The 23,916-nt window shown below is 66.8% G+C and carries 22 protein-coding genes; 9 read left to right on the top strand and 13 right to left on the bottom strand.

What is annotated here, in order from left to right; genetic code table 11:
- From D477_RS14500 to D477_RS14480, 5 genes are all read right to left on the bottom strand, one after another.
- Positions 1-1,074, bottom strand: a complete 1,074-nt coding sequence (locus D477_RS14500) for a Gfo/Idh/MocA family protein (RefSeq protein ID WP_043847123.1) — start codon at positions 1,072-1,074, stop codon at positions 1-3.
- Positions 1,071-2,072 (bottom strand): Gfo/Idh/MocA family protein, encoded by a 1,002-nt coding sequence (locus tag D477_RS14495; RefSeq protein WP_043847122.1) that lies wholly within the window; start codon positions 2,070-2,072, stop codon positions 1,071-1,073. The genes D477_RS14500 and D477_RS14495 overlap by 4 nt, the downstream gene beginning before the upstream one ends.
- Positions 2,073-2,110: 38 nt before the next feature.
- A complete protein-coding gene (locus D477_RS14490; protein WP_043847128.1) occupies positions 2,111-3,016 on the bottom strand; it encodes an ATP-binding cassette domain-containing protein in 906 nt (301 codons plus the stop codon).
- Positions 3,017-3,040: 24 nt separating this feature from the next.
- A complete protein-coding gene (locus D477_RS14485; protein WP_005270687.1) occupies positions 3,041-4,081 on the bottom strand; it encodes an ABC transporter permease in 1,041 nt (346 codons plus the stop codon).
- Between the two features lie 62 nt (positions 4,082-4,143).
- Positions 4,144-5,097, bottom strand: coding sequence for a substrate-binding domain-containing protein (locus D477_RS14480; protein WP_052510797.1), 954 nt, complete (start codon positions 5,095-5,097; stop codon positions 4,144-4,146).
- Between the two features lie 344 nt (positions 5,098-5,441).
- Here D477_RS14480 and D477_RS14475 point away from each other — a divergent pair, with 344 nt between their 5' ends.
- Positions 5,442-6,182: a GntR family transcriptional regulator gene (locus D477_RS14475; RefSeq protein ID WP_005270681.1), complete on the top strand. Its 741-nt coding sequence runs from the start codon at positions 5,442-5,444 to the stop codon at positions 6,180-6,182.
- An 18-nt stretch (positions 6,183-6,200) separates the two neighbouring features.
- Positions 6,201-7,103 (top strand): 5-deoxy-glucuronate isomerase, encoded by a 903-nt coding sequence (gene iolB / locus D477_RS14470; RefSeq protein WP_005270678.1) that lies wholly within the window; start codon positions 6,201-6,203, stop codon positions 7,101-7,103.
- Positions 7,104-7,116: 13 nt separating this feature from the next.
- Here the strand turns inward: iolB and D477_RS14465 are convergent, their stop codons facing one another.
- Positions 7,117-8,142 carry a LacI family DNA-binding transcriptional regulator gene (locus D477_RS14465; protein WP_005270676.1) on the bottom strand — a complete coding sequence of 342 codons (1,026 nt, stop codon included), beginning with the start codon at positions 8,140-8,142 and terminating at the stop codon, positions 7,117-7,119.
- A 216-nt stretch (positions 8,143-8,358) separates the two neighbouring features.
- On the opposite strand from D477_RS14465, the gene D477_RS14460 reads away from it, so the two are divergent.
- From D477_RS14460 to D477_RS14450, 3 genes are read left to right on the top strand one after another with little or no spacing between them, the layout of a single operon-like run.
- Positions 8,359-9,564: a phytanoyl-CoA dioxygenase family protein gene (locus tag D477_RS14460; protein ID WP_005270674.1), complete on the top strand. Its 1,206-nt coding sequence runs from the start codon at positions 8,359-8,361 to the stop codon at positions 9,562-9,564.
- Positions 9,527-10,660: an inositol 2-dehydrogenase gene (iolG, locus tag D477_RS14455; protein WP_005270673.1), complete on the top strand. Its 1,134-nt coding sequence runs from the start codon at positions 9,527-9,529 to the stop codon at positions 10,658-10,660. Before D477_RS14460 ends, iolG begins: the two co-directional genes overlap by 38 nt.
- Positions 10,661-10,667: 7 nt before the next feature.
- The gene (locus D477_RS14450; RefSeq protein WP_005270672.1) at positions 10,668-11,438 is read left to right on the top strand and encodes an SDR family oxidoreductase; all 771 of its coding nucleotides are present in this window, start codon (positions 10,668-10,670) and stop codon (positions 11,436-11,438) included.
- Positions 11,439-11,524: 86 nt separating this feature from the next.
- Here the strand turns inward: D477_RS14450 and D477_RS14445 are convergent, their stop codons facing one another.
- From D477_RS14445 to iolC, 7 genes are read right to left on the bottom strand one after another with little or no spacing between them, the layout of a single operon-like run.
- Complete coding sequence (locus tag D477_RS14445; RefSeq protein WP_005270657.1) at positions 11,525-12,397, bottom strand: sugar phosphate isomerase/epimerase family protein; 873 nt, start codon at positions 12,395-12,397, stop codon at positions 11,525-11,527.
- Positions 12,398-12,420: 23 nt separating this feature from the next.
- Complete coding sequence (locus D477_RS14440) at positions 12,421-13,434, bottom strand: Gfo/Idh/MocA family protein (RefSeq protein ID WP_005270654.1); 1,014 nt, start codon at positions 13,432-13,434, stop codon at positions 12,421-12,423.
- A 10-nt stretch (positions 13,435-13,444) separates the two neighbouring features.
- Positions 13,445-14,365, bottom strand: a complete 921-nt coding sequence (locus D477_RS14435) for a sugar phosphate isomerase/epimerase family protein (protein ID WP_005270652.1) — start codon at positions 14,363-14,365, stop codon at positions 13,445-13,447.
- 38 nt (positions 14,366-14,403) lie between these two features.
- Entirely contained in the window at positions 14,404-15,900 is a 1,497-nt protein-coding gene (locus tag D477_RS14430; protein WP_005270649.1) for a CoA-acylating methylmalonate-semialdehyde dehydrogenase, read from the bottom strand.
- Positions 15,901-15,928: 28 nt separating this feature from the next.
- Positions 15,929-17,875, bottom strand: coding sequence for a 3D-(3,5/4)-trihydroxycyclohexane-1,2-dione acylhydrolase (decyclizing) (iolD, locus tag D477_RS14425; protein WP_043847120.1), 1,947 nt, complete (start codon positions 17,873-17,875; stop codon positions 15,929-15,931).
- Between the two features lie 14 nt (positions 17,876-17,889).
- Positions 17,890-18,807 (bottom strand): Cgl0159 family (beta/alpha)8-fold protein, encoded by a 918-nt coding sequence (locus D477_RS14420; protein WP_005270644.1) that lies wholly within the window; start codon positions 18,805-18,807, stop codon positions 17,890-17,892.
- The gene (iolC, locus tag D477_RS14415) at positions 18,804-19,796 is read right to left on the bottom strand and encodes a 5-dehydro-2-deoxygluconokinase (RefSeq protein ID WP_043847118.1); all 993 of its coding nucleotides are present in this window, start codon (positions 19,794-19,796) and stop codon (positions 18,804-18,806) included. The genes D477_RS14420 and iolC overlap by 4 nt, the downstream gene beginning before the upstream one ends.
- 264 nt (positions 19,797-20,060) lie before the next feature.
- Here iolC and D477_RS14410 point away from each other — a divergent pair, with 264 nt between their 5' ends.
- The 4 genes from D477_RS14410 to D477_RS14395 all read left to right on the top strand — a co-directional run bounded on the left by D477_RS14410 (position 20,061) and on the right by D477_RS14395 (position 23,896).
- A complete protein-coding gene (locus tag D477_RS14410; protein ID WP_005270640.1) occupies positions 20,061-21,041 on the top strand; it encodes an ROK family glucokinase in 981 nt (326 codons plus the stop codon).
- Positions 21,042-21,148: 107 nt separating this feature from the next.
- A complete protein-coding gene (locus tag D477_RS14405; protein ID WP_005270639.1) occupies positions 21,149-21,904 on the top strand; it encodes a ZIP family metal transporter in 756 nt (251 codons plus the stop codon).
- A gap of 104 nt (positions 21,905-22,008) precedes the next feature.
- Positions 22,009-22,308, top strand: coding sequence for a hypothetical protein (locus D477_RS14400; protein ID WP_005270637.1), 300 nt, complete (start codon positions 22,009-22,011; stop codon positions 22,306-22,308).
- Positions 22,309-22,465: 157 nt separating this feature from the next.
- Entirely contained in the window at positions 22,466-23,896 is a 1,431-nt protein-coding gene (locus D477_RS14395) for a CAP domain-containing protein (RefSeq protein ID WP_005270635.1), read from the top strand.
- Positions 23,897-23,916: the final 20 nt, after the last annotated feature.

Raw genomic sequence — 23,916 nt, 5'->3', positions numbered from 1 at the left:
TCATTGGTTGAGTAGGGTGGCGGCTGACGCCTGGGGTGCTTCGTCCGGAAAGCGGATCCCGATCTGCCGGCGCAGCTCGTCCGCCAGCCGCAGGCAGCGAATGGACTCCGCCAGCGGCCGCTCCACGACTTCGCGCCGGCCGGCGGCTAGGGCACGCGCCACGGCCGCCGCCTGGTAGTGCAGGCCTTCGAGATGCTCGCCGGGTTCGGCGTCGTAGCGCAGCTCCCGGCCGTCATGGCTTTTCACGCTGAAGCCGCCAGGGAAGTTGAACGGACCGTCGATGGTCAGCGTTGCCTGCGTCCCGACGACGGTGGCAACCGTCGGGGTGAACCCGTAGAGGTTGGTATTGGTCACCGCGTGCGCCCCGTCCGGGAAGCGCATCACGGCCGAAATCTGTCCGTTCACGCCGGACGGATGGCTGGTCCCGAGAGCGCGGACTTCTTCCGGGTCGCCGAGCAAGGCGGTAATTAACGCGAGCGGATAAGTGCCGAGGTCCAGCAAGGGGCCGCCCGCCAGTGAGCCGTCGAAAATCCGGTGGCCGGGCTCGAAGTGCTCGCCGTATTCGGCCATCACGGAAACCACCTGCCCCAGGTACCCTTCGTCCAAAAGCTGCCGCACGACGTCGAACTTTGGCAGGAAGAACGTCCAGAGCGCCTCCGTCGCGAGCAGCCCCTTGGACTCCGCAAGCGCGGCAATCTCCTCGGCCTGCTCGGCATTGATGCAGATGGGCTTTTCCACCAGCACGTGCTTGCCTGCCTCTAGGGCTTCGAGGGCCACCCTGTGGTGGTGGTTGTGAGGGGTCGCCACGTAGATAATGTCCACGTCCGGCGCCTCGGCGAGCTCGCGGTAGCTGCCATATGCCGCCGGGATTCCCAGCCGGCCGGCAAACCCGGCGGACCGGTCCGTCGACCGGGAGCCGACAGCCGCCAGGACCTGCCGGGTGTGCTGCTGCAGCGAGGCGGCGAACCGCTCCGCGATCCACCCTGGTCCGGCGATCCCCCAGCGCAGCGGCGGGGCGTCCCATGAGTCGGGAACGCGGCTCTCCGGAAGGCGGTCGGGCAACCCGGCCCTCATGCCGCCACCTGCGTGAAGGCGCCGCCGTTATGCATCGAACGCACCATCGCTTCGGCCGCGAGGGAGGCGCGCAAGCCGTCTTCGGCAGAGGCCATGGGCGACAGCGTCCCCTCCTGCAGGGAGCGGATCCAGGCCTGCAGCTGGCGCCGGTAGGCCGCCGCAAACCGCGGCCGCCAGTCGGCCGGGAAGGACACGTAGTTTTTTCGGTCCAGGCTGTAGGATGCCCCGGCCGGCTCTACCAGCCGGCCGGTGCCCCGCTCCCCGACCACTTCGCACTGGGTGGAATAGCCGTGACCGGCATTGAGGAACAGCTCCAAGGTGGCCAGCACGCCTGAGCGCAGGCGGATCATCATGAAGGCAGGGTCTTGGAGCCCGGCCGCCGCCTCGGACGAGGTGGGGATGCCGGGCACCCAGGAAACTTCCTCGATGGGACTGTCCAGCAGCCAGGGAAAGGAGTCCAGTTCATGGATGGCCGAGTTGGTGATGGCGGATTCGTTGGTGGCGCCGGGCGCGGCCGAGACATTTCGGCTGATGCCGTGCAGCAACAGGGGCCGTCCCAGTTCCCCCGCGGCCAGGGACCGGCGGAGCTCCACGTGGCCGGGATCGAAGCGGCGCATGAACCCCACGCTGATGAGGGACCGGCCAAGCTGGTCCACTACTGCACGCTCGGCTTCGACAAGCCGCCGGGCTTCATCCGCGGTTGTGGCCAGCGGCTTTTCGCACAGCACGGGCTTGCTCGCGGCCAGGCAAGCCTGGACCAGCTCCGGATGGGTCGTGTCGTGCGAGGCGATAACCACCGCGTCGATTCCGTCGTCCTCGATGAGTTCCAGCGGATCGGTTACCGCCCGCGCGCCCAGTTCCGAGGCCACCGCCTTGGCACGCTCTGCGTCAATGTCCGCCACGCAGGCCAGCGTGCTCCCGCCCACGTTCCTGGCCAGGTTCTCAGCGTGGTCGGCGCCCATGATGCCCGCACCGACCACTCCCGTCCGTATGGTCACATTCCCTCCTTCATGTGCTGCTGTCCAGGTCGTACCGGCTAGGTGCGGCGGGCTTCCGTCGCGCCTACTTCCGCTTCCACTTCCGCGACAACGTCCGTATGGCCGCCGAGAGCCTCAAGCTCGTGCGCCAGCTCGGCCAGCTCGGCGCCACCGGCCATCTGCGCGGTGAGTTCCTCGAGGGTGATGTCCTTCTTGTTGTAGTAGCCGATCGACTTGCCGCGCTTGAGCAGCAGGAACCGGTCGCCCACCGGGAAGGCGTGGTGCGGGTTGTGGGTGATGAAGATGACGCCGAGGCCGCGGTCGCGGGCCTGGAGAATGTAGCGCAGCACGACGCCGGACTGCTTGACGCCGAGCGCAGCCGTCGGCTCGTCGAGGATCAGGACCTTGGCTCCGAAGTGCACCGCGCGGGCGATCGCGACACATTGGCGCTCACCGCCGGAGAGCTGGCCGATCGGCTGCTCCACATCGCGCAGGTCGATGCCCATGTCCTGCAGTTCTTTCTTCGTGATCTCTTTCATCCGGTCGACGTCGAGCCGCTTGAAGGGCCCGAAACCCGTCGTCAGCTCGGAGCCGAGGAAGAAGTTGCGCCAGATCGGCATGAGCGAGACGACGGCGAGGTCTTGGTAGACGGCAGCAATGCCAGCGTCGAGCGCCTCCCGCGGAGAGGACAGCTTGCGTTCCTCGCCGAGGATGGTGAAGGTGCCCTCGTCGTGCTGGTGCAGGCCGGCAATGATCTTGATCAGCGTGGACTTGCCGGCACCGTTGTCGCCGAGCACGCAGGTGACCCTTCCGGCGTCGACGGCCATGGTGACATCCCGCAGCGCGATGATGTTGCCGTAGTGCTTGCCGACCTTGTCCAGGTGCAGCAGGTGCACCGGCGTGGAGGTCAGCGGGTCGGTCTCACCCTGGAGCAGGGTTTCCTGGGTGATTTGGTCGTTTTCCATGATGGCCATTTCCTTACGTCTCCGTTACTTCTGCTCGGCCCGGCGCTTGACGACGAGGTTGACGATGGTCGCCAGCAGGAGCATCAGGCCCAGGAAGAACTTGAACCAGTCCGGGTTCCATTCGGCGTACACGATGCCTTTGTTGGCCATGCCGAAGATGAAGGCGCCGATCGCGCCGCCGATGGCCGAGCCGTAGCCGCCGGTGAGCAGGCAGCCGCCGATCACTGCAGCGATGATGTAGAGGAACTCGTTGCCGATGCCTTCACCCGACTGCACCGTGGCGAACGCGAACAGATTGTGCATGCCCAGCACCCAGGCGCAGAAGCCGACGGCCATGAAGAGGCCGATCTTGGTCTTGACCACCGGGACACCCACTGCTCTTGCCGCGTTGGCGTCGCCGCCCGAAGCGAAGATCCAGTTGCCGATCTTGGTCCGCAGCAGCACCCACGACGCAACCGCGACCATCCCGAGCCAGATGAACACCGTGATCTTCACGTCCACGCCGGCAATGTTCACCGAGGAGGCGAAGATGGCCCGGGCGGATTCGAAACCGTCCATGTTGGAGACGGACGGCGTTGAAACGCTGCCGCCGATGGCACGGGTCAGGCCGAGGTTCAGGCCGGTCAGCATCAGGAACGTGGCGAGCGTGACGATGAAGGAGGGCAGCTTGGTCTTGATCAGGATCCAGCCGTTGATGAAGCCCACTCCCAGCGACATGACCAGGGCCAAGAGCACTCCGACCCAGACATTCATCGAGAAGTACCAGCTGAACAGCGAAGCCATCAGGGCCGAACTGATCACCGCGACGCCGGTGGAAAGGTCGAATTCTCCGCCGATCATCAGCAAGGAAACGCCAACGGCCATGATCCCGATGGTGGACGCTCCGTACAGCACCGTGGCGATGGAGCCGGGCTGCAGGAAGACGGGCGCAACCGCAGCGAAGAAGACAAAGAGGGCCACGGCTCCGACCAGCGCGCCGATCTCGGGACGGCCCAGGAGCTTGCTTACGGTGCTTTTCTTGGCAACCCGTTCATCAGTCACGGGAGCTGTTGCTGCAATGGTCATGTCATTTACTCCTTGGAGGCTGCGGCGGAACGGGCGAAGGTCCCGCCGCAGCTGTCGTCTGGTTAGCGGACGCCTTGTTCAGCGAACTCGAGCACCTGCTGGGCGCTCTCCTGGTCCACGATGGTCGGACCGGTCAGGACCGGCTGGCCGCCGCCGATCTCGAAGCCGCCGCGCTGGTTCTGCCACAGCGCGTCCACCGCCCCGTAGCCCTGGAGCCAAGGCTGCTGGTCGACGGTGAAGATGACATCGCCGTCGACAATCTTCTGGGCGAGCTCGGCATTCATGTCGAAGGAGGCGACCTTCGCGTCGCTGCCGGCGTTGCCGACGGCCTTGAGGATGGTCAGCGTAAACGGAGCACCCAAACCAATTACGACGTCGGCCGCCGCCGTGGCCTGCAGTTTAGCCGTCACCGTAGACTCGACCTGGGTCATATCCGTGCCCTGCACGTACAGGATCTCGGTGTCCGGCACTTTGGCCTTCACGCCGGCGCAGCGATTCTCCAGCCCAACGTGGCCCTGCTCCTGGATGACGCAGATGGGGTGCTCGTAGCCCTCCGAAGCCAGGCGTTCGCCGACCGCCTCGCCGGCCAGCTTCTCGTTGGAACCAAAGTGCGTGAAGGCTCCGAGCTCCGAGAAACGGTCTTCGCCGGCGTTGAGGCTGACGACCGGGATTCCTGCATCCGTCGCCTTCTTCAGGGCGGAGGCGAGCGCGTCAGGCTTGGCCAGTGTGACTGCGATCCCGTCCACGCCCTGGTCGACGGCCTGTTCGATCAGCTGGGCCTGGCGCCCGCCTTCCGGATCGGACAGGTACTGGAGTTCAACGTTGTCCTTGGCGGATGCCTCTTCCGCGCCCTTGCGGACGATGTCCCAGAACGTGTCGCCGGGAGCAGCATGGGTAATCAGCGCGACGCTCATCCGTTCGGTGTCGGCGACGGCGCCTCCGCCACCGCCATCGTTCGCTTCGGGGGCACGGCCACCGGAAGAGGAACAGGCTGTGAGTGCGAGTGCCGGAACCATGACTGCCGCGGCTGCCAGTTTCCGCCAGGAAAGCTTGTGTGACACGAGGTTCTCCTTCGTCTTCGTGATTCGGCCTTCCCCGAAGGCCGATGGCCTGTCCGGCACTCCTGCCGGCGCAGCGCCTTGTCACAAGAATGGGTGACAGGAATCACAAAAGTCAATAGAATGTCAGGACATATTCACATTCACGAAGACAAGTCCCGGTTCGGTGTTACCGCAGCGGCCCGGGAACAAGCGGAAGTCCCGGGAGCCACTGATACGATCGCAGGACTATTTGTCCTGTCAATACGGCAGCCCCGCTCATCCATAGGGATTCAGCACCAGGAAGAAGGTGGACGAGGACCATGAGTACAGAGCTCAACATCCCCATCGACCGGTCGTCGCCGGTCCCCCTCTACCACCAGGTGGTCCAGGGAATCGAAGCAGCGATCCACAGCGGGGCACTCGAATCCGGCTCCCGCCTAGACAACGAGATCGAGTTGGCCAGCAAACTGAAGCTGTCCAGGCCCACAATGCGGAAGGCGATGGACGAGCTCGTCCGCTCGGGCCTGCTCGTACGCAAGCGCGGCGTGGGCACCCAGGTGGTCTCGAACCAGGTGCGGCGCCATTTGGAGCTCTCGAGCCTCTTCGACGACCTCAAGCGTACGGGCCAGAAGCCGACCACCGAAGTCCTCGAGTTCCGGCACGGTGTCGCCGACCCGGAGATCGCGAAGGCGCTTGACCTTCCCGCTGGAGTGAATGTCTACCACTTCACGCGGCTGCGCAGTGTCGGGGGAAAGCCCCTGGCCCTGATGGAGAACTGGGTGCGGGACGACATCACCGAGATCACCGAGGACGGACTCCGCAAGCTTGGCCTCTACCAGATCCTGCGGGACGCCGGGGTAAACTTCCGGCTGGCCACCCAGCGGATCGGCGCGACCATCGCCGACAGCCGCCAGGCCAGCCTGCTGGAAACCGACACGGGTGCAGCACTGGTGACCATGGAACGCACCGCCGTCGACGATGCCGGCCGCAACGTCGAGACCGGCCACCACGTCTACCGTGCGGACTCCTACAGCTTCGAAATGACGTTGGTCCAGCGTTAATTACAGAAAGGCCATTCCATGCCCGAAACACCCACCTGGGTCTATCCGCTCGGTTCCGCCAACGACGGCGCGTGGCAAGTATCGCTAGGAGCCGCCGACAGTGCCACCCAGGTCGCGGGTTGGGCCCACACCGGGCTCAAAGTCGCCGAACTGGCACCCGGCGAGGCCATCAAACTGGCCGCCGAGGCAGAGGAGCGGATCGTTGTTCCCCTAGAGGGTGCCTTCACAGTGTCGGTAGACGGCACGGACTACCCGCTCCGCGGGCGCGCCAACGTCTTCGCCGGCCCCTCAGACGTGCTGTACTCCGGAATCGAGACCGCCCTCTCGATCTCCTCGCGGGACGGCGGCCGCGTCGCCGTGGCCTTGGCGCCGGCCAAAGCGAGCTATCCGGTCCGGCTCATCCCGGCCGAGGAGACCCCGGTGGAACTGCGCGGCTCGGGCATCTGCTCCCGGCAAGTGCACAATTTCGGCACTCCGGCCGCGCTCGAGGCGGACCGCTTCATCGTCTGCGAGGTCATCACACCCGCTGGCAACTGGTCCTCCTATCCCCCGCACAAGCATGATGAGGAGAGGGAAGGCGAGAGCAGCCTCGAGGAGATCTACTACTTCGAAACCCGCCTAGCCAAGGACTCGCCTGCTCCCCATGAGGCGGACCCGATCGGGTACGCAAGGGTCTATGCCTCCGACGAACGGCCCATCGATGTCAACGCCGAGGTCCGCACTGGCGACGTGGTCCTGGTTCCCTACGGCTGGCACGGACCCGCGATGGCTGCCCCCGGCTACGACCTCTACTACCTGAACGTGATGGCCGGCCCGGGCCGCGTGCGGGAATGGCTGATCAGCGACGACCCGCACCACGGCTGGATCCGCCGTACGTGGGAAGGCCAGCAGGTGGACCCGCGGCTGCCCTTCACGGACTGATCCGGCAGAGCTGCTACAGCCCGGCCGGAATGTTGTGCGGGGTAACGACGTCGATCTTCGACTCCTCGGTGGCCGGCACCTCCGGCAGCGCGCCGTGATGGCACATCAGGATCCGGCAGCAGCGGTTAAGGTCCTGGTGGAGGTCATGGTGCAACAGCGCATTGATCCGGCCGGCACGCAGCAGGGCGACGTTGTCCGGATTCAGGTCATGCCCGACGAACACGGCTGGCTCCCGGCCCGCCTCCTCGAAGGCGGCCAGCAGTCCCCGATTGCCGCCGCCGATGGAATACACGCCGGCCAGCGCGGGATCTGCGGCCAGCGCGGCCGCCATGATCGTCCGCGCACTGTCGTCGAGGCCGTCCGATCCGCCCAGGTAGCTCACCGGCCGGTCCGGATCCAGCCTTCGCATCGCGGCGCGGAAGCCCATTTCGCGCTCCTCCTCGCCGCGGAACGAGTCGTTGCTCACCGTCACTGCAACGCCTCCCGGCCGGCTACCCAGCCACTGCGAGATGAGGTACGCCGCCGTCGCCCCCGCGGAACGGTTGTCGATCCCCACATAGGCGAGCCGGCGGCTGACCGGAACATCCGTCGCCAGCGTCACCACCGGTACCCCGCGAGCCAATAAACGGTCGACGGCGGCGGCCATCTCCGGTGCGTCGGGCGCCTTGAGGATTACTCCGTGGCTGCCGAGGGACGCAATCCGGTCCAGTTCAACGACGCACTCACCCGCGGTCCAGCGCTCGTGCTGGTGGAAACGGGCCCGGAAGACCGCCGGGCGCAGCAGCGGGAGCTCGTGCTCCAGCGCCGCCCGCACGGCGTTGTTGAACCGGGCGGGCGCGTCGGTCACCACATCGATGAGGAAGCGGCGCCCGGTCAACTCCAGCTGGTGCCGTTGCGCCTCGAGTTCCTGCATCGCGCGCCGCACCTGGCCTGCCGTCGACGGGCGGACCCCCGGGCGGCCGTGCAGGACCCGATCCACGGTGGCATCGCTGACGCCTGCCTGCTGTGCAATTTCGCGAACGGTGAACTGGTGTGCCACGCCGCCTCCTTCGCCGCGGGGTAGTGCCCTGCGATGAGGTGTTCCTGATGGATTCCTGAGGTACTTTACCCCTTGTCCGAGGTTGGCGCAGGCACAAGACTGGTCTCAGTGCAGCTGCGCCGACAGCTCACCGGCAGACGATCCATCTCCTGACTCTTCACCGCCCGCATCCGCTGACGGAATTTCCGATCAGCCTCATCCAGCGAAGGAGCTGCTATGTCCATCACCGCCCAGAACGGCACCGTAGGTTTGAACGCCGGCGCCCAATGGTTCCACTCCGAGGATTGCCAACTGCAGGACTTCGTGCAGACGGTGTCCGCCGAAACCCGGCAAGTGGATTACCCCTTCGCGGACAAGGTGGAACAAAACGTCCTCATCTACGGACCCGGCCTGCAGGAGCGGGCGGACGGGCCAGCCGGACGCCGCGCCATCCAGGCCGAACTCGTCCGTGCGCTCACGGAGGGGCCCGGCATCGTGGTCTTCAAGGGCGCCTTCGCCGACACCACCGTCGTGGATCGCGCCACCGCCGCCTTCAACCGGTTGATCGACGCCCAGAAGGCGGCCGGGACGGCAGCGGGCGACCATTTCGCGAAGCCCGGCGCCAACGATCGGGTGTGGGGCGCGCTGGACAAGCTCGCCGTTGCGGAACCCCGAGTCTTCGCGGACTACTACGGCAATGACATCCTGGCCCTCATCAGCGAAGCCTGGCTCGGCCCCAACTACCAGGTCACGTCCCAGGTCAACGTGGTCAATCCCGGTGGCGCCTCCCAAACGGCCCACCGCGACTACCATCTCGGGTTCATGGGCCTGGAAGAAGCCGAGTCCTACCCGGCGCACGTCCATCTGCTCTCCCCCGCCCTGACTCTGCAGGGGGCGGTTGCGCACTGCGACATGCCAGTCGAATCCGGCCCCACCCTGTACCTGCCCCACTCGCACAAGTATCCGGCCGGCTACGTTGCATTCCACCGGCCCGAGTTCACCCGGTACTTCGAGGAGAACTACGTCCAGCTGCCGCTGGAGAAGGGCGACGCCGCCTTCTTCAACCCTGCGCTGTTCCACGGCGCAGGCCACAACCGCAGCGCCGGCATCCGCCGGATGGCCAACCTCCTCCAGGTCTCTTCCGCGTTTGGGCGGGCGATGGAAACCGTCGACCGCACCAGCATGTGCAAGGCGCTGTATCCAGTGCTGCAGGAACGCCGGGCTGCGGGAGCCTCGGAGCGCTCCGTCCGCAACGTCGTAGCCGCCTCCGCCGAGGGCTACGCGTTCCCGACCAACCTCGACCAAGACCAGCCGATTGGTGGCATAGCACCGGAAAGCCAGGCCCAATTGGTGCTGCGGGCGTTGGCAGCAGACATGGACCCCGCGGCCTTCGAAACGGAACTGGATGTCCAGCAGCAGCGCCGCCAGGCCCAGGTGGGCTGACGTGGCATCAGACGCCAGCGGCTCCGGCCGCCCGCTCCGGCTGGGCCTCATCGGGTCCGGCCGGATCGGCGCGGTCCACGCCGCCAACCTGGCAGCGCACCCCGGGGTTGACTTCGCCTGGATCGCAGACCCCTTTGTCGAAGAAGCCCGGCGGCTCGAGGCCCGGTACGGAGCCGCCGCCACCGACTCCGCCGAAAGGGTGCTGGAGGACGGCAGGCTGGACGGCGTGGTCATCTGCTCGCCGACGCCCACCCACGTGGACCTGATCCTGGCGGCAGTGCAGCGCGATCTGGCGGTGCTGTGCGAGAAGCCCGTGGATCTGGACCTCGCCCGCGCACGCACCTGCCGGACCGCCGTCGCCGGCGCGTCGCGCCCGGTCATGGTCGGCTTCAACCGCCGGTTCGATCCCTCCTTCGCGTCCATCCGGCAGCGCGTGGCCGCCGGAGAAATCGGGCGGCTGGAGCAGCTCACTATCATCAGCCGGGATCCGGCGCCGGCCCCCGAGGCGTACATCCGCTCGTCAGGCGGCATCTTCCGCGACATGACCATCCACGATTTCGACATGGCGCGGTTCTTCCTGCCAGACATCGTGCAGGTCACGGCCCGCGGCTCCAACCTGTTCAGCGACTACATCCAGGCGGCCGGCGACTATGATTCCGCCGTCGTTGTCCTCACCGCCGCGGACGGCGAGCAAGTGACCATCACGAACTCCCGGCACAGCGCGTACGGCTACGACCAGCGGCTGGAGGCGTTCGGCGCGGAGGGGATGCTCAGTGCCGGCAACTCCAGGCCGACGACGGTGCGCAGCTACACGTCCGCGGGCACCGCGCAGGCGGACGCCTACGAGCCGTTCTTCCTGGAACGCTATGCTGCCGCCTACCGCGCGGAGCTGGACCACTTCCTGCAGCGCGTCCGGGACGGTGCCTGGGCCAGTCCGGGGATCGACGACGGTGTGGCGGCATTGGAACTGGCCGAGGCAGCGGTGGAGTCGGCAGACACCGGCAGGACCATAGCGGTCGGCAGCGCACTTATCCACGCAGGCGGGGAAACCGCACGTGAGCAACCGAATCGGGAGGTAAGCAGTAGTGGGATTTGATGGCTTGATGCGGGGCAAGGTCCTGCTGATCAGCGGCGGAACCCAGGGGCTCGGGGCGGGTATTGCGCTGGCCGCGGCCGCGCAGGAAGCCGAAGCGGTCGCCGTCGTTGGCCGAAACGCGGACAACGGGATGGAGACGGTGCAACGGCTCGAAGCATCCGGGACGCAGGCCACGTTCATCAAAGCTGACCTGACCGACATGGTCCAGGTCGGCACCGTCGTGGAGTCCGCCGTCGAACGCTTGGGGAGGGTCGATGCGCTGGTCAATGCCGCGGGCCTGACGACCCGCGGGACGATGCTGGACACTACGGAGGAGCTCTTCGACGCCCACGTGGCGCTGAACCTGAAGGCGCCGTTCTTCCTGATGCAGCAGGCCATCCGGCATCTGCGGGAACGCGGCGCCGCCGGCAACATCGCCAACATCATCACCATGAGTTCGCACGGCGGCCAGCCGTACCTGGCCCCGTATGTGGCCACCAAGGCGGGACTTGCAGGCCTGACCAGGAACGCGGCTCACGCGCACCGCTGGGACCGGATCCGGATCAACGGCGTGAACATCGGCTGGACGTCGACCGAGGGCGAGGACGCTGTCCAACGCCGCTTCCATGGCGCCGGCGACGACTGGCTGGAAAAGGCCAGCGCCTCCCAGCCGATGGGCAAGCTCGGCCAGGTTGAGGAGATCGGGGACTTCGTGGTGTTCCTGCTCTCGGAGCGCTCCGGCGTCGTCACCGGCTCGGTCATCGACTGGGATCAGAACGTTCCCGGCGCGTACGACTGACCGCGGCAGGGCAGCAACACGATGGCCCGGCACCGCTTCATGCTGTGCCGGGCCGCCATGTTTTGCGGGTTTGCTTGCTTGCGGACTTACTGGAAGCCGCCGATGAACTCCTTCATGGTGCGCAGCTGGTACCGGGAGACCTCCTGGGCGTTCTCGTTCTCGGCGAAGACGCTGGAGACCATGACGGTTTCCGGCCGGTCCAGGAAGCCGTTCTCCGCCAAGCCGCCAAAGAACTCCTGCCAGTCCACGTCGCCGTCGCCGATCTTCAGGTGCTGGTGCACACGCACCGGATTGCCCGGCGGATTGGTGATGTAGCGCAGGCCGTGGGAGGCGTGATGGTCCATCGTGTCCGCGACGTGGACCACCCGCAGCCGGTCGCCCACCGCCTCCATAATGTCCGTCGGGCTGTCCTTCATGTGGAAGGTATGGGCCGCGACGTACACGAAGCCGAGGTTGGGCGAGTTCACGCCGCGGATGACCCGCCACGCGGCCAGGCCCTCCTCGACGAAATCGTCCGGGTGCGGGTCAATGGCCACGTGCACTCCCTCGCGCTCGAAGAGCGGAACGAGTTCCTCCATGGAGCGGTAGAACGCGGCCTCCGACTCCTCGGGCTGCTCCGGACGTCCGCTGAATTCGGTGTTCAGCTGCGTCACGCCAAGGTCGACGGCGATCTGCACCGTCCGCTTCCAGTACCGGGCCGACGCTTCGCGAAGGGTTTCGTCCGGTGACGACCAGCGCAGCACCGGTAGCACCGAGGCGATCTCGACCTCCGCCTCGGCGCAGGCCTTCTTCAAGTCGGCGACCAGGGCATCGTCGGCCTTCGGGTGGGTAAAGAACGGCAGGAAGTCCCGGTGCGGGGTGAGCTGCAGGTAATTGTAACCAAGCTCCGCGGCCAGCCGCGGGAACTCCAGCAGCGAATGGGTGTGGTGGAACGGGGTGGGATCAAGCGCGATCTTCATCGCTGGCGCTCCTCGGGTTGGCGTTAGCTGTACAGCGCGGGCTTTTCGTTCAGCCGGACCGGGACCTTGGCGCCGGTCTTCTGGGCTTCCACTCCGGCCTCGCAACAGGCGGCCGTCGCGTAGCCGTCCCAGGCGCTGGGTCCGCCGATGCGCCCCTCCAGGGCGGCGTCCACCCACGCCTGGATCTCGACGTCGTAGGCGGCGGCGAACCGCTCCACAAAGCCGGGAGTAACCTTCCCGCCCCAGCGGCCCTGGGTGCGGACGTAAGGTCCGGAGTCGTTGCCGATACTGACCACGCCCTGCTCGAAGGAGGCCTGGGTGGCAACCTCGTAGCCGTACTGGGCGTTGACATAGATCTCGACGTCGGCCAGCACACCGGACGACGTTTCCAGCAGCACATGCTGCGGATCATGCTGGCCGGCCGGAGCATTGCGCGTCGGCTTGCCCAGCCGTACCTGCACGGACGTGATCTCCTCGCCCGTGAAGAACCGCACGGCGTCGAACTCGTGGACCACCGAGTCGTTGATCAGCATTTCGTTGGTGAAGCCCGGCGGCGTGTTCGGATTGCGGTGCTGGTGGTGCAGGACCAGGAGCTCCCCCAGCTCGCCGCTGCGGATCAGCTCGCCCAGCTGCGCGTACTCGGCATCGTACCGGCGCATGAAGCCGACCTGGATCCGCTGGCGCCCCAGCTTCTCCTCAGCTTGGACGACGCGCCAGGCCGAGTCGGCGTCCGGGGTCAGCGGCTTCTCGCACAGAATCGGGATGTCCTTCTCCAGTGCCGCGTGCAGGATCTCCTCGTGCAGGAATCCCGGGGTGGCGATCAGTACGGCGTTCACGTCCGGGTGGTCCAGCGCCGCCTGGCCGTCGGTCAGTGCGATGGCCCCGGGAACGTCCGCGACGGCGGCGCGCGCACGGTCCTGGTCGATGTCGACGACGGCGGCAACTTTAGCGCCGTGGATGCGGCGGTGGAGGCGCTGGATGTGGTCAATGCCCATGCGGCCGGCTCCGATAACGGCCACGCGCAGGTTTTCGGTCATGGTGGTTCCTTTACTGGACGCGGGTGCGGGAGCCGCACGAGAGGAGGTACTTGCAGGTGCGCTGGGCGATGGGCATCGGCACGCCGAAATCCGCCACCGGGTACATGTCCTGTTCGACAATGCCGAAGATGGGCTTGTCCAGCTTTTCGACGGCGTCAATCACCTTGGACAGGTCCGGCAATCCGTTGGGCGGCTCGGTCATGACGCCGGCCTGGTTCGCAGCAGCCCACGTCATGTTCTGCTCGCGCACGATCTTGAGGACCTCCGGATCGATCTGCTTCAGGTGCAGGTAGCCAATCCGCTCCGGATATTTTTCGATCAGGCCAACGCTGCTGGCTCCGCCGTACTCGGCATGGCCGGTGTCCAGGCACAGCGTGACCAGGTTCGGATCGGTGTCCTGCAGGAACCGCTCGATATCCGGCTGCACGCAGACATGCGAGTCCGCATGCGAGTGGAACTGCTGCTGGAGTCCGTACTCCTCCGCCAGCACCTTGCCCAGCTTGTTGTGCCCGTAGAAGAGGTCGTCCCACTGCTCGGCGGTGAGCTCGCCGTTCTCCACCGCTTCGCCGGTGACGTCGTCGCGCCACATCGCCGGGATGACCACGATGTGCTTGCCGCCCATGGCCGCGGTTAGCTCAGCGACCTTGCGGGCGGGCTCCCACGCGACGTCCCACTGGTCGACGCCCCGGTGGAAGGCCGTGAAGACCGTGCCGGCGGAGACCCTCAGGTCCCGCTGGGCGAGTTCGTCGGCCAGCCTGGACGGGTCGGTGGGCAGGTAGCCGTAGGGGCCCAGCTCGATCCACTTGTAACCGGATTCGGCTGCTTCGTCGAGGAACCGCTCCCACGGGGTCTGCTTCGGGTCATCGGCGAACCAGACTCCCCAGGAGTCCGGCGCGGTCCCGATGATCAGCTTGTTCTCAACCTCGGACATTCGTAGTCCTTTCTGCACGCTTGGTTTGGCCGGAAGAGTCAGTTGGACGGGAAAGCAAAGGATGCGCCGGAGGCCTGCTTCGGCTCGGGCCAGCGCTGGGTGACAACCTTGCCGCGGGTGTAGAAACGGATGCCGTCCGGGCCGTAGATGTGGTGGTCCCCGAACAGCGAGTCCTTCCAGCCGCCGAAGGAGTGCCAGGCCACCGGCACCGGCAGCGGAATGTTCACGCCGACCATGCCGACCTTGACGCCTCGAGTGAAGGCGCGGGCGTAGGCGCCGGACGAGGTGAAGATCGCGGTGCCGTTGCCGTACGGGTTGGAGTTGATGACGTCCAGCGCCTCTTCGATGTTCGCCACGCGGACCACGGCGAGGACCGGACCGAAGATCTCCTCCTGGTACGCAGTCATCTCGCGGCGGACGTGGTCGATCACGGTCGGTCCGACGAAGAAGCCGTTCTCGTGGTCCTTGACCACCAGGTCGCGTCCGTCCACGATCAGCGCAGCGCCGGCGTCCTGTGCCTCTCCGACGATCTTCTGCAGGCGGGCCTTGGACTGCGGCGTGATGACCGGGCCCATGTCCGCATCGGGCTCCATGCCGTTGGCGACTTTGACCGCCTCCGCGCGCTCCTTGAGCTTGGCGACCAGGCCCTCGGCCGCATCGCCTACGGCCACGGCGACCGAGATTGCCATGCAGCGCTGGCCGGCGGAGCCGAACGCAGCGGCATTGATGTGGTCGGCGGCAAGGTCCATGTCGGCGTCGGGCATCACCACGGCGTGGTTCTTCGCCCCGCCCAGCGCCTGCACGCGCTTGCCGTGCTGCGTGCCGGTCTCGTAGACGTACCTGGCGATCGGAGTGGATCCGACGAAGGAGATGCCGTCGACGTCAGGGTGGGTCAGCAGGCCGTCCACGGCTTCCTTGTCGCCCTGCAGCACGTTGAAGACTCCGTCCGGCAGGCCAGCTTCCTTCCACAGCCGCGCCAGGAACAAGCTCGCGGAGGGGTCGCGCTCGGAAGGCTTCAGGATGAAGGCGTTACCCGTCACGATAGCTACCGGGGCCATCCACAGCGGCACCATGACCGGGAAGTTGAAAGGGGTGATACCGGCGACAACGCCGAGCGGCTGGCGGAAGGAGAAGACGTCAATCCCGCCGGAGACCTGGTCCGAGTATTCGCCCTTCAGCGACTGCGCGGCGCCGCAGGCATACTCCACGACCTCGAGGCCGCGGCCAACCTCGCCGGCCGCGTCGGAGACCACCTTGCCGTGCTCGCTGGTGACAATCTTCGCCAGTTCCTGGACATTCTCCGCCAGCAGTTCGCGGAACTTGAAAAGCACGGCCACGCGCTTGCTCAGGGATGTCTCGGCCCAGGACTCGGAGGCGGCCTTGGCCGCGGCGACAACGTCGTCGATGTCCGCGCGGTTGGCCAGCCGCAGCTCGCCGGTCGCCTCGCCGGTGGCCGGGTTGTAGACCGTCTGGGTGCGGTCCCCGGCACCAATGGTGTCCGCCCCGTTGATGAAGTGGGTGATGGTCGTGGTCATTCTTGTGCTCCTTAAGATGTTGCAGGTCTTAGCCGAGCAGCGGCTTCTGCCGGGACTTGTGCTCCGAGTAGGTACGGTAGGCGCCCTGGGTGGATTCGAGTTCGGAAGCGCCGGACACGGGCACGTCCCACCAGGACTCGGAATCCGGTGCGTCGATCAGGGGGTCGGACTCGACGTGGATGAGCACCGGGCCGCTGCCTTCGGGCTCGGCCTTAGCCTTGGCCACGGCGGCTTCCAAGTCGGCAATCACGTTCTCCCCTGGTTCAACGCGGATCACCCGCACGCCGAGCGATTCGGCGTTGGTGGCCAGGTCGATCGGCAGTTTCTCGCCGTCGTCGAACGTATGGTGTTTGCGGTCCAGGGTCCGGTACTTGGTACCGAAACGCTGCGAGCCCAGCGCCTCCGACAGCGCACCGATGGAGGCGTAGCCGTGGTTCTGGATCAGCACGGTGATGAGCTTGATCCCCTCGGCCACGGCGGTGACCAATTCGGTGTGCATCATCAGATAGGAACCGTCCCCCACCATAACGACGACGTCGCGCGGCTGCGCTTCCGCGGTACCTTCAGCTGCGCGGTCCGCCTCGTCAACCGCTGCTCGCTTGACGCCCAAGCCGCCGGGAATCTCGTAGCCCATGCAGGAGTAGGCGTACTCGACGTGGTAGCCGAAGGGGTCGCGCACGCGCCACATCTTATGCAGGTCACCGGGCAGCGAACCGGCCGCGCAAATGACGACGTCGCGGGCGTCCATTGCGCGGTTCACGGCACCGATGATCTCGTTCTGGCTGGGCAATGGTGTGTGCCGGGTGTCGAAGGCCTCGTCGACGGTCCGGTTCCAGCGTTCCTTCTCGGCCGCGGCCAGTTGCTCCAGGTCGGCACCGACCCGGTAGCCGGACAGTGCCGCGGTCAGCTTCACCAGCGCTTTGCGGGCGTCGGCGACGACCGGCAGGCTGGTGCCGTGTTTGTAGGCGTCGATCGGTGCCACGTTGATGTTGACGAACTTGACGTCCGGATTCTGGAACGCCGTGCGGGACGCCGTCGTGAAGTCCTCGTAGCGCGTCCCGACCCCGATGACCAGGTCCGCTTCCCGCGCAAGTGCGTTCGCCGCCGTCGTACCCGTGGACCCGATGGCCCCGAGGCAGTACGGCGCGTCCCACGGCAGGACGCCCACGCCGGCCTGGGTGTAGGCCACGGGAATGCCGGTCAGTTCGGCGAGTTCGGCCAGCTGCTCGTTGGCGAAGGCGTACAGGACGCCGCCTCCGGCGACAATCAACGGACGCTTGGCGGCGCGGATCATCTCCACCGCGCGGCGGGTGTCCTGCTCCTCAGGTTCGGGGCGGCGGATCCGCCAGTCCCGCTCGGCGAGGAACTCCTCCGGGACGTCGAAGACCTCGGCCTGCACGTCCTGCGGCAGCGAGATGGTCACGGCACCGGTCTCCGCCGGGTCGGTCAGTACGCGAAGCCCGTGGTGCAGGGCGGAGAACAGCTGCTCCGGGCGGGACACCCGGTCGAAGTACTTGGACAGCGGGCGGAACGCGTCGTTGACCGTAATGTCGTAGGCTTCGGGCCGCTCGAGCTGCTGCAGCACGGGATCGGCGGCCCGGGTCGCGAAGGTGTCGGACGGCAGCAGCAGAACCGGGAGGCGGTTGGCGGTCGACAGTGCCGCTCCGGTCAGGAGGTTGGAAGACCCCGGACCGATCGACGTCGAGATGGCAAAGGTGGCCCGCCGGCGGTTGTGCCGGGCATAGCCCACCGCCTGGTGCGCCTGCGCCTGCTCATTCCGGCCCTGGTAGTACGGCATCAGCGTGGGGTCTTTGACCTGCCACTGCTTCAGCGCCTGGCCTACGCCGGCAACGTTACCGTGGCCGAAGATGCCAAACATGCCCGGGATCAGCCGTTCGCGGTAGTCCTCTCCCCCGACGCTGTCAACGGCGTACTGCCTGCCTAGGAACTCTACGACTGCCTGGGCCACGGTCATTCTGCGGGTAGACATCAGCTGGCGATCTCCTGTCCGGTGTGTGCGTTCAACAGCGAAGCGGCGGCGGCGACGGCCTCCTCGACTGTCCCCTCCTTCGGGTACAGCAAAGCCCGGCCTACCGTGAGTCCCTGGACGCCGGGCAGTTTCAGCGCGGCACCCCAGCTGGCGAATACCTCTTCGGGCGAGCCGGAGGGGTCGCCGCCCAGGAGCACCGTGGGCATGGTGGTGGCGGCCATGACGCGTTCCATGTCTTCGACCACTGGCAGCTTCATCCAGGTGTACGCGCTCGTGGAGCCCAGGCCGGAGGCGATGGCAACGGACTTGATCACGGCATCGGCGCTCAAGTCGTTGCGGATCCGCCCGTTGTCCCAGACCGAGATGAAGGGCTCAACCATCGCGACCAGCCGACGCTCGGCCAGACTGTCAATCGCCTTGGCCGTCGATTCCAGGGTGGCGACGGTGGCCGGATCACCAAGGCAGATGCGCATGAGCATCTTGCCGCCGTTGGCGCCCAGCGCCTGAAGGGCTTCTGCGGTATGTCCGGTGAAGCGGTCGTCCATTTCGTTGACGAAGCCGGCCAGTCCGCCGCGGTTCATTGAGCCGAAGATCAGCTTGCCGTCCAGGGCGCCAAGCAGGAGCAGGTCGTCCATGATGTCCGGGCTGGCGAGCACGCCGTCCACGGCCGGATTGGCCAGCGCCACCTGCATGCGGTCCAGCAGGTCCCGACGGTCCGCCATCGCCATCTTGTTGCCGCCTACGGCGAGCGCCCCGCGGGCGGGGTGGTCGGCGGCGACGATGAAGTTCTGTTCGCCCAGCTTCAGTCCGGGGTGGGGCCGGCGGCCCGCTGCTGCCCGCGCCACCGCGTCCGGGTCCTCAAGCCGGATCCGGGAGAGATACTCGTAGCGGCGGGGGTTGTCGTCGAACCGGCTCATCGGACAGCCTCCACAGTTCCGGGCAGAGACCGCCCGCGTTCGGCCAGGAGCGCATTGACTTCCGCCGGTGTTGGCATCGCGTCCGCACACGACACCCGCGACGCCACCAGGGCGCCGGAGGCATTGGCATAATCGAGGATCGCCGAGAGCGGCCAGCCGGCCAGCAGCCCGTGGCAGAAGGCGCCGCCGAAGGCGTCACCGGCCCCCAGCCCGTTCAAGGTCTCGACCGGAACCGGAGCCGACACCACACGCTCCGTCCGGGTCTTGGCCATGACGCCGTCGGGACCGAGCTTGACCACTGCGATTTCCACACCGGCATCCAGCAGACGGTCCGCCTGCTCATCCGGAGTGCCCTCGCCGACGGCCACCGAGCATTCCTTGTCGTTGCCGATGGCGACGGTAACGTGCGGCAGGATGGCGGCCACCTGTTCGCGGGCTTCTTCCTCGGAAGCCCAGAACATCGGACGGTAGTCAAGGTCCAGGATGGTGAACTGGCCGGGCAGCAACTCGTTCCGCGGCCGGGCTTCATGCGCGGCCACGTGGGCCGAGCGGCTGGGCTCCTGGCTCAGTCCGGTCACCGTGGACCAGAAAATCCCGGCTTCCCGGATGGCTGCTCGGTCCAATTCGTCCGCGGCAATCTGCAGGTCGGGCGCGGTGGGGAAACGGCCGTAGAAGTAGAGGGGGAAGTCATCCGGCGGGAGGATGGCGCAAAAGGTCGCAGGGGTCTGGAGTCCCGGCACGCCCGTCACGAAGCGGTCGTCGACGCCGAACTTCCGCAATTCCCGGTGCAGGTACTCGCCGAACGGGTCTTCGCCTGTCCGGGTGATGACGGCGCACCGACGGCCATGCCGGGCGGCCGCAACGGCAACGTTCGACGGCGATCCGCCCAGGTATTTGCCGAATGTCGTAACATCGGCCAGCCGGACCCCGATGTCATTCGGATAGATGTCGACGCTGATCCGTCCCATGGTAAGTAAGTCGTGAGCCACTTGAGATCGTCGGCCTTTCTGTTCGGGGCGAGCTTCTCGACCGCCTCCTCGGCGTGATGTGAGCCGAGACACACTCATACTTTGCCTCAAGGGGTTTGTCCTGTCAAACCTTTGTGCTGACATATTTACAAGCTTTGAAGGGCTCCCTTCGCGCGCGGCTCTACTATGGAACCGATGACAAACTATGATCGGGCAGGATTGCGCCCATTTGGTGCCAGGCCGCTCGCGTTCCGCGATACCAGAAGCGGCCTCCTGCATCCCGGGATGCGGCTGCCCAGCCGGCTGGCCCGCCGCGGGCTGGCCATCGGGATCGATATTGGGGGCACTAAAGTCGCTGCCGGCGTGGTCAATTCGGAGGGCGTGATCCTCGCGGAGGAAATCCGGGACACGCCCGGGCACGATCCCCGCGAGGTCGAGCGCGTGATCGTCTCCCTCGTGCAGGCGCTGTCCGCCGAGCACCGCGTGCTGTCCGTTGGCATCGGGGCCGCAGGCTGGATGGACCGCAGCGGCAGCACGGTGCTCTTCAGCCCGCATCTGGCCTGGCGCAACGAGCCGGTGCGCACCAACCTGGAGAAGCTGCTGCACCGCCGCGTCACCCTGGCCAACGACGCCGACGCGGCGGCTTGGGGGGAATTCCGCTTCGGCGCGGGCGTTGGGCAGGACCGGCTGGTGTGCATCACCTTGGGCACCGGGATCGGCGGGGCCATCATGATCGACGGCCGGCTCGAGCGCGGCAACTGGGGCGTGGCCGGCGAGTTCGGCCACCAGGTCATCGTGCCGCAGGGCCACCGCTGCGAATGCGGCAACCGCGGCTGCTGGGAGCAGTACGCCTCCGGGAACGCCCTCGGCCGGGAAGCGCGCGAGCTGGCCCGGGCCAATTCACCGGTGGCCCAGGAGTGGCTGCGGGCGGTCGGCGGTCAAACCGAGCAGATCACCGGCGCGGTGGTGACCGCCTTGGCCCGGCAGGGCGACACCGCCAGCATCAGCCTGCTGGAGGACGTTGGCGAGTGGCTCGGCCTCGGCCTGGCCAATCTGGCCGCCGCGCTGGATCCGGGCATGTTCGTAATCGGCGGCGGATTGTCCGAAGCCGGCCGGTTGCTGCTCGACCCCGCCCGCAGCGCCTTCAACCGGAACCTGACCGGCCGCGGTTTCCGCCCCGCTGCCCCAATCGAACTGGCCGCCCTCGGTCCGAAGGCCGGCCTCATCGGCGCCGCCGATCTGTCCCGCGCAGCTGCCTGGCGCTGAAGTCAAGCGTTAGGCCACCTCCCCAACCCCCGCCGCTTGCACCGCCGTCGTCAGTAAGCTGGCCCTGAACCGGCTGCCGCTCGGCTGGAACGGAAAGGAGGTCGGCGATGCCGCTGTGGCTGCAGGCGCTGCTCTGGGGCACCATCGCGGGCGCGGCCCTTGTCCTGGGCTCGGCGATCTCCTGGCGGTGGCGCATCCGCCCCAAGACCGTCTCCACGATCATGGCCTTCGGCTCCGGCGTGCTCATCTCGGCCTTGGCCTTCGAGCTGGTGGACGAAGCGGCCACCAGGGGCGGCGTGCCCGCCACGGTGGGCGGTTTCCTCGCCGGCTCCGGCCTCTTCGTCGCCGCCAACTTCGTGCTGGCCCGCAGGGGCGCCCGGCACCGCAAACGCTCCGGCAACCAACAGCCCAGCGAGCGGGAAGAGCCGGGAAGCGGCACCGCGATTGCCGTCGGCGCCCTGCTCGACGGCATCCCGGAATCCCTCGTGCTCGGCCTCGGTCTGGTGAGCGCCGGCGCCATCAGCCCTACCATGCTCGCCGCGGTGTTCATCTCCAACGTCCCCGAAGGGCTCTCCAGCGCTGCCGGCATGAAGCGGGCCGGACGCAGCGCCGGCTATGTGTTCACCGTCTGGGGCAGCATTGCGGTGCTCTGCGGCATCGCCTCCCTGCTCGGCTTCGTTGCGCTGGAGCAGGCCCCCGCCGAACTCGTCGCCTTCATCACCGCTCTGGCCGCCGGCGCCATCCTGGCCATGCTTGCCGACACGATGATCCCCGAGGCCTTCGAGGAACACCACCTGCTCACCGGCCTGACCGCCGCCGTCGGCTTCGTCACTGCATTCGCCATCCATAGCGTGGAAGGCTAACTCCGCCCCTGCTCTTCTACCGGCGCTGCCCCGGGGTTAGGGTGAAATCAGCCGCGGGTACTCATATCCCCCGCGGACAGCCGACCGGGCTAAGGAGAAACCTCATGGGACTCGGAGACAAGATCAAGCACGCCGCGGACGAACTGCTCCACGGCCACGGCGCCCGGAAACAGGAGACCCAGGACAGGGACCTTTCGGAATTCCCGGAAGCCGAGCCCATGGGCGCGGCGAATGAGGATCCCGACCTGCTGGACGATCCGCATCCGGACCTTGACGAAGCGCCGTTGGATGATGCCTATGACCCCGACGAGGACGCGGCTGGCGGTTCCTTTACCGGCCCGGTCCCGGAGGATCCGATCGAACGCATCGCCAGCCCGCGCGAGGACAAACCACCGGCTCTTTGACCCGCGCCTGATCTGCGAGGCGCCTCGGAGGAACGACGCGGCAGGCCCGTTTCCAGCAGGGGATTTCCCTTCTCACCGAGCGGTTAATGCATTACCCTTGAACAGGTCTCTTGGCTCGCCGATCACCCAATGAGCCACTGTTCGGGGGAACACATCCATGACTTTCATCCGCCGTGTCCTGCGCACCGGAAGCACCGCACGATTCGCCCGCCACGCCTGCGCGGGCGCCGTCGCCCTGGGCCTGCTGGCCGGTTCCGCAGCCCTGGCCGCGCCCGCAAACGCCGCCCCGGTCCAGCCTGCCGCGGCGGCCAGCAACGTCCTCAATGACAGCAACCGCCTGCAGGTCCAGCAGGTTTTCGACGGCATCAACAACTTCCGCAGGTCCAAGGGCCTCAAGCCGGTGAAGTTCTACGTCAATGCCGCCAAGGTCGCCCAGGACTGGTCCACGAGAATGGCCAACACCGGCGTCTTCGAGCACAACCCGTACTACGCCAAGGACGCCCGTGTCAGCGGCTGGAGCACCGCCGGCGAAATCATTGCCGCCCGCTCGGACCGCGTCGGCCAGGGCCTGGTCGACCAGTGGATCAAGTCCAAGGACCACAACGACATCATGTCCGACCCGGACTATACGGTCGTCGGCGTCGGCATCGCCTTCTCCGACGAAGCCGGCGGCCGCTTCGAAATGTACGGCACCGCGAACTTCTTCGACTACAACCCGGACCGCACCACGGGCGTCTACACCTCGCCGAACGCCTATTACGCCACACCGGAGCCTGCGGTACAGTCGCTCTCCCAGTGCACCTCCGTCGCCGGCAGCCCCGCGGCCGCCAGGGACCTCTCCCAGGCAAGCATCAAGAGTCCCGCGGACTACATCGCCGCCGACTCCGCCGGCAAACTCTGGCGCTACCCGGAGAAGGACAACCGCACCCTCGGCAAGCGCGTCCTGATCGGCAGCAGCGGGTGGCAGCACGCCCGCTCCACCTCGGTCGCCGACTGGAACAACGACGGCTACCTGGACATCGTCGCCCACTGGAGCGACGGCAAAATCCGCGTCTACAAAGGCAGGGCCACCGGCGGGTTCTCCCCCTGGTTCAGCGCCGGCAGCATCGCCACGACCTCCACGGTCATCGCCGACCGGCTCTGCAGCAACAACCCCTTCCCCGGCCTGATCGTCAAGGACGCCTCCGGCAACCTCTCGCTCTACCAGAACCTCAAGGGCGCCGCCTTCCACGCCGCCGGCAACAAATTCAACACCGGCTGGGGCAACTACACCATCGCCATCACCGACTTCGACCAGGACGGCCGCAAGGACCTCCTCGGAGCCCACAAAACCACCGGCGTCCTGAAGCTCTATCGCACCAACGGCAAGGGCGCACTCGTCAGCGAAGCCCGGAAAACAGTCGGCAGCTCCGGCTGGTCCACCGCCGCCACCTTCACCGATGCAACCGGCTTCGGCACCGGCAGTGCCAACGGCATGATCGTGAAGTTCCGCAACGGCACCGTCCGCTACTACGAACTCCCCGCTGACCGCGTCGCCGCATCCAAGCAGATCGGCTACGGCTTCTCGACGTACAACCCCTTCTCCTGATCGCCGCACTGTAATTCACA

The organism is Arthrobacter crystallopoietes BAB-32 (assembly GCF_000328305.2).
Lineage (GTDB): Bacteria > Actinomycetota > Actinomycetes > Actinomycetales > Micrococcaceae > Crystallibacter > Crystallibacter crystallopoietes_A.
The sequence above is the reverse complement of the archived record's forward strand: the minus strand, read 5'-3'. Positions and strand labels throughout refer to the sequence as shown.

Coding starts and splice junctions, on each gene's coding strand:
- D477_RS14480 (WP_052510797.1), bottom strand. CDS start 5,097: ATGGTTCCGGCACTCGCACTCACAGCCTGTTCCTCTTCCGGTGGCCGT.
- D477_RS14400 (WP_005270637.1), top strand. CDS start 22,009: ATGGGACTCGGAGACAAGATCAAGCACGCCGCGGACGAACTGCTCCAC.
- D477_RS14475 (WP_005270681.1), top strand. CDS start 5,442: ATGAGTACAGAGCTCAACATCCCCATCGACCGGTCGTCGCCGGTCCCC.
- D477_RS14490 (WP_043847128.1), bottom strand. CDS start 3,016: ATGGAAAACGACCAAATCACCCAGGAAACCCTGCTCCAGGGTGAGACC.
- D477_RS14450 (WP_005270672.1), top strand. CDS start 10,668: ATGCGGGGCAAGGTCCTGCTGATCAGCGGCGGAACCCAGGGGCTCGGG.
- iolG (WP_005270673.1), top strand. CDS start 9,527: ATGTCCAGCAGCAGCGCCGCCAGGCCCAGGTGGGCTGACGTGGCATCA.
- iolB (WP_005270678.1), top strand. CDS start 6,201: ATGCCCGAAACACCCACCTGGGTCTATCCGCTCGGTTCCGCCAACGAC.
- D477_RS14500 (WP_043847123.1), bottom strand. CDS start 1,074: ATGAGGGCCGGGTTGCCCGACCGCCTTCCGGAGAGCCGCGTTCCCGAC.
- D477_RS14405 (WP_005270639.1), top strand. CDS start 21,149: ATGCCGCTGTGGCTGCAGGCGCTGCTCTGGGGCACCATCGCGGGCGCG.
- D477_RS14420 (WP_005270644.1), bottom strand. CDS start 18,807: ATGAGCCGGTTCGACGACAACCCCCGCCGCTACGAGTATCTCTCCCGG.
- iolD (WP_043847120.1), bottom strand. CDS start 17,875: ATGACCGTGGCCCAGGCAGTCGTAGAGTTCCTAGGCAGGCAGTACGCC.
- D477_RS14395 (WP_005270635.1), top strand. CDS start 22,466: ATGACTTTCATCCGCCGTGTCCTGCGCACCGGAAGCACCGCACGATTC.
- D477_RS14485 (WP_005270687.1), bottom strand. CDS start 4,081: ATGACCATTGCAGCAACAGCTCCCGTGACTGATGAACGGGTTGCCAAG.
- D477_RS14410 (WP_005270640.1), top strand. CDS start 20,061: ATGCGGCTGCCCAGCCGGCTGGCCCGCCGCGGGCTGGCCATCGGGATC.
- D477_RS14460 (WP_005270674.1), top strand. CDS start 8,359: ATGTCCATCACCGCCCAGAACGGCACCGTAGGTTTGAACGCCGGCGCC.
- D477_RS14440 (WP_005270654.1), bottom strand. CDS start 13,434: ATGACCGAAAACCTGCGCGTGGCCGTTATCGGAGCCGGCCGCATGGGC.
- D477_RS14435 (WP_005270652.1), bottom strand. CDS start 14,365: ATGTCCGAGGTTGAGAACAAGCTGATCATCGGGACCGCGCCGGACTCC.
- D477_RS14445 (WP_005270657.1), bottom strand. CDS start 12,397: ATGAAGATCGCGCTTGATCCCACCCCGTTCCACCACACCCATTCGCTG.
- D477_RS14430 (WP_005270649.1), bottom strand. CDS start 15,900: ATGACCACGACCATCACCCACTTCATCAACGGGGCGGACACCATTGGT.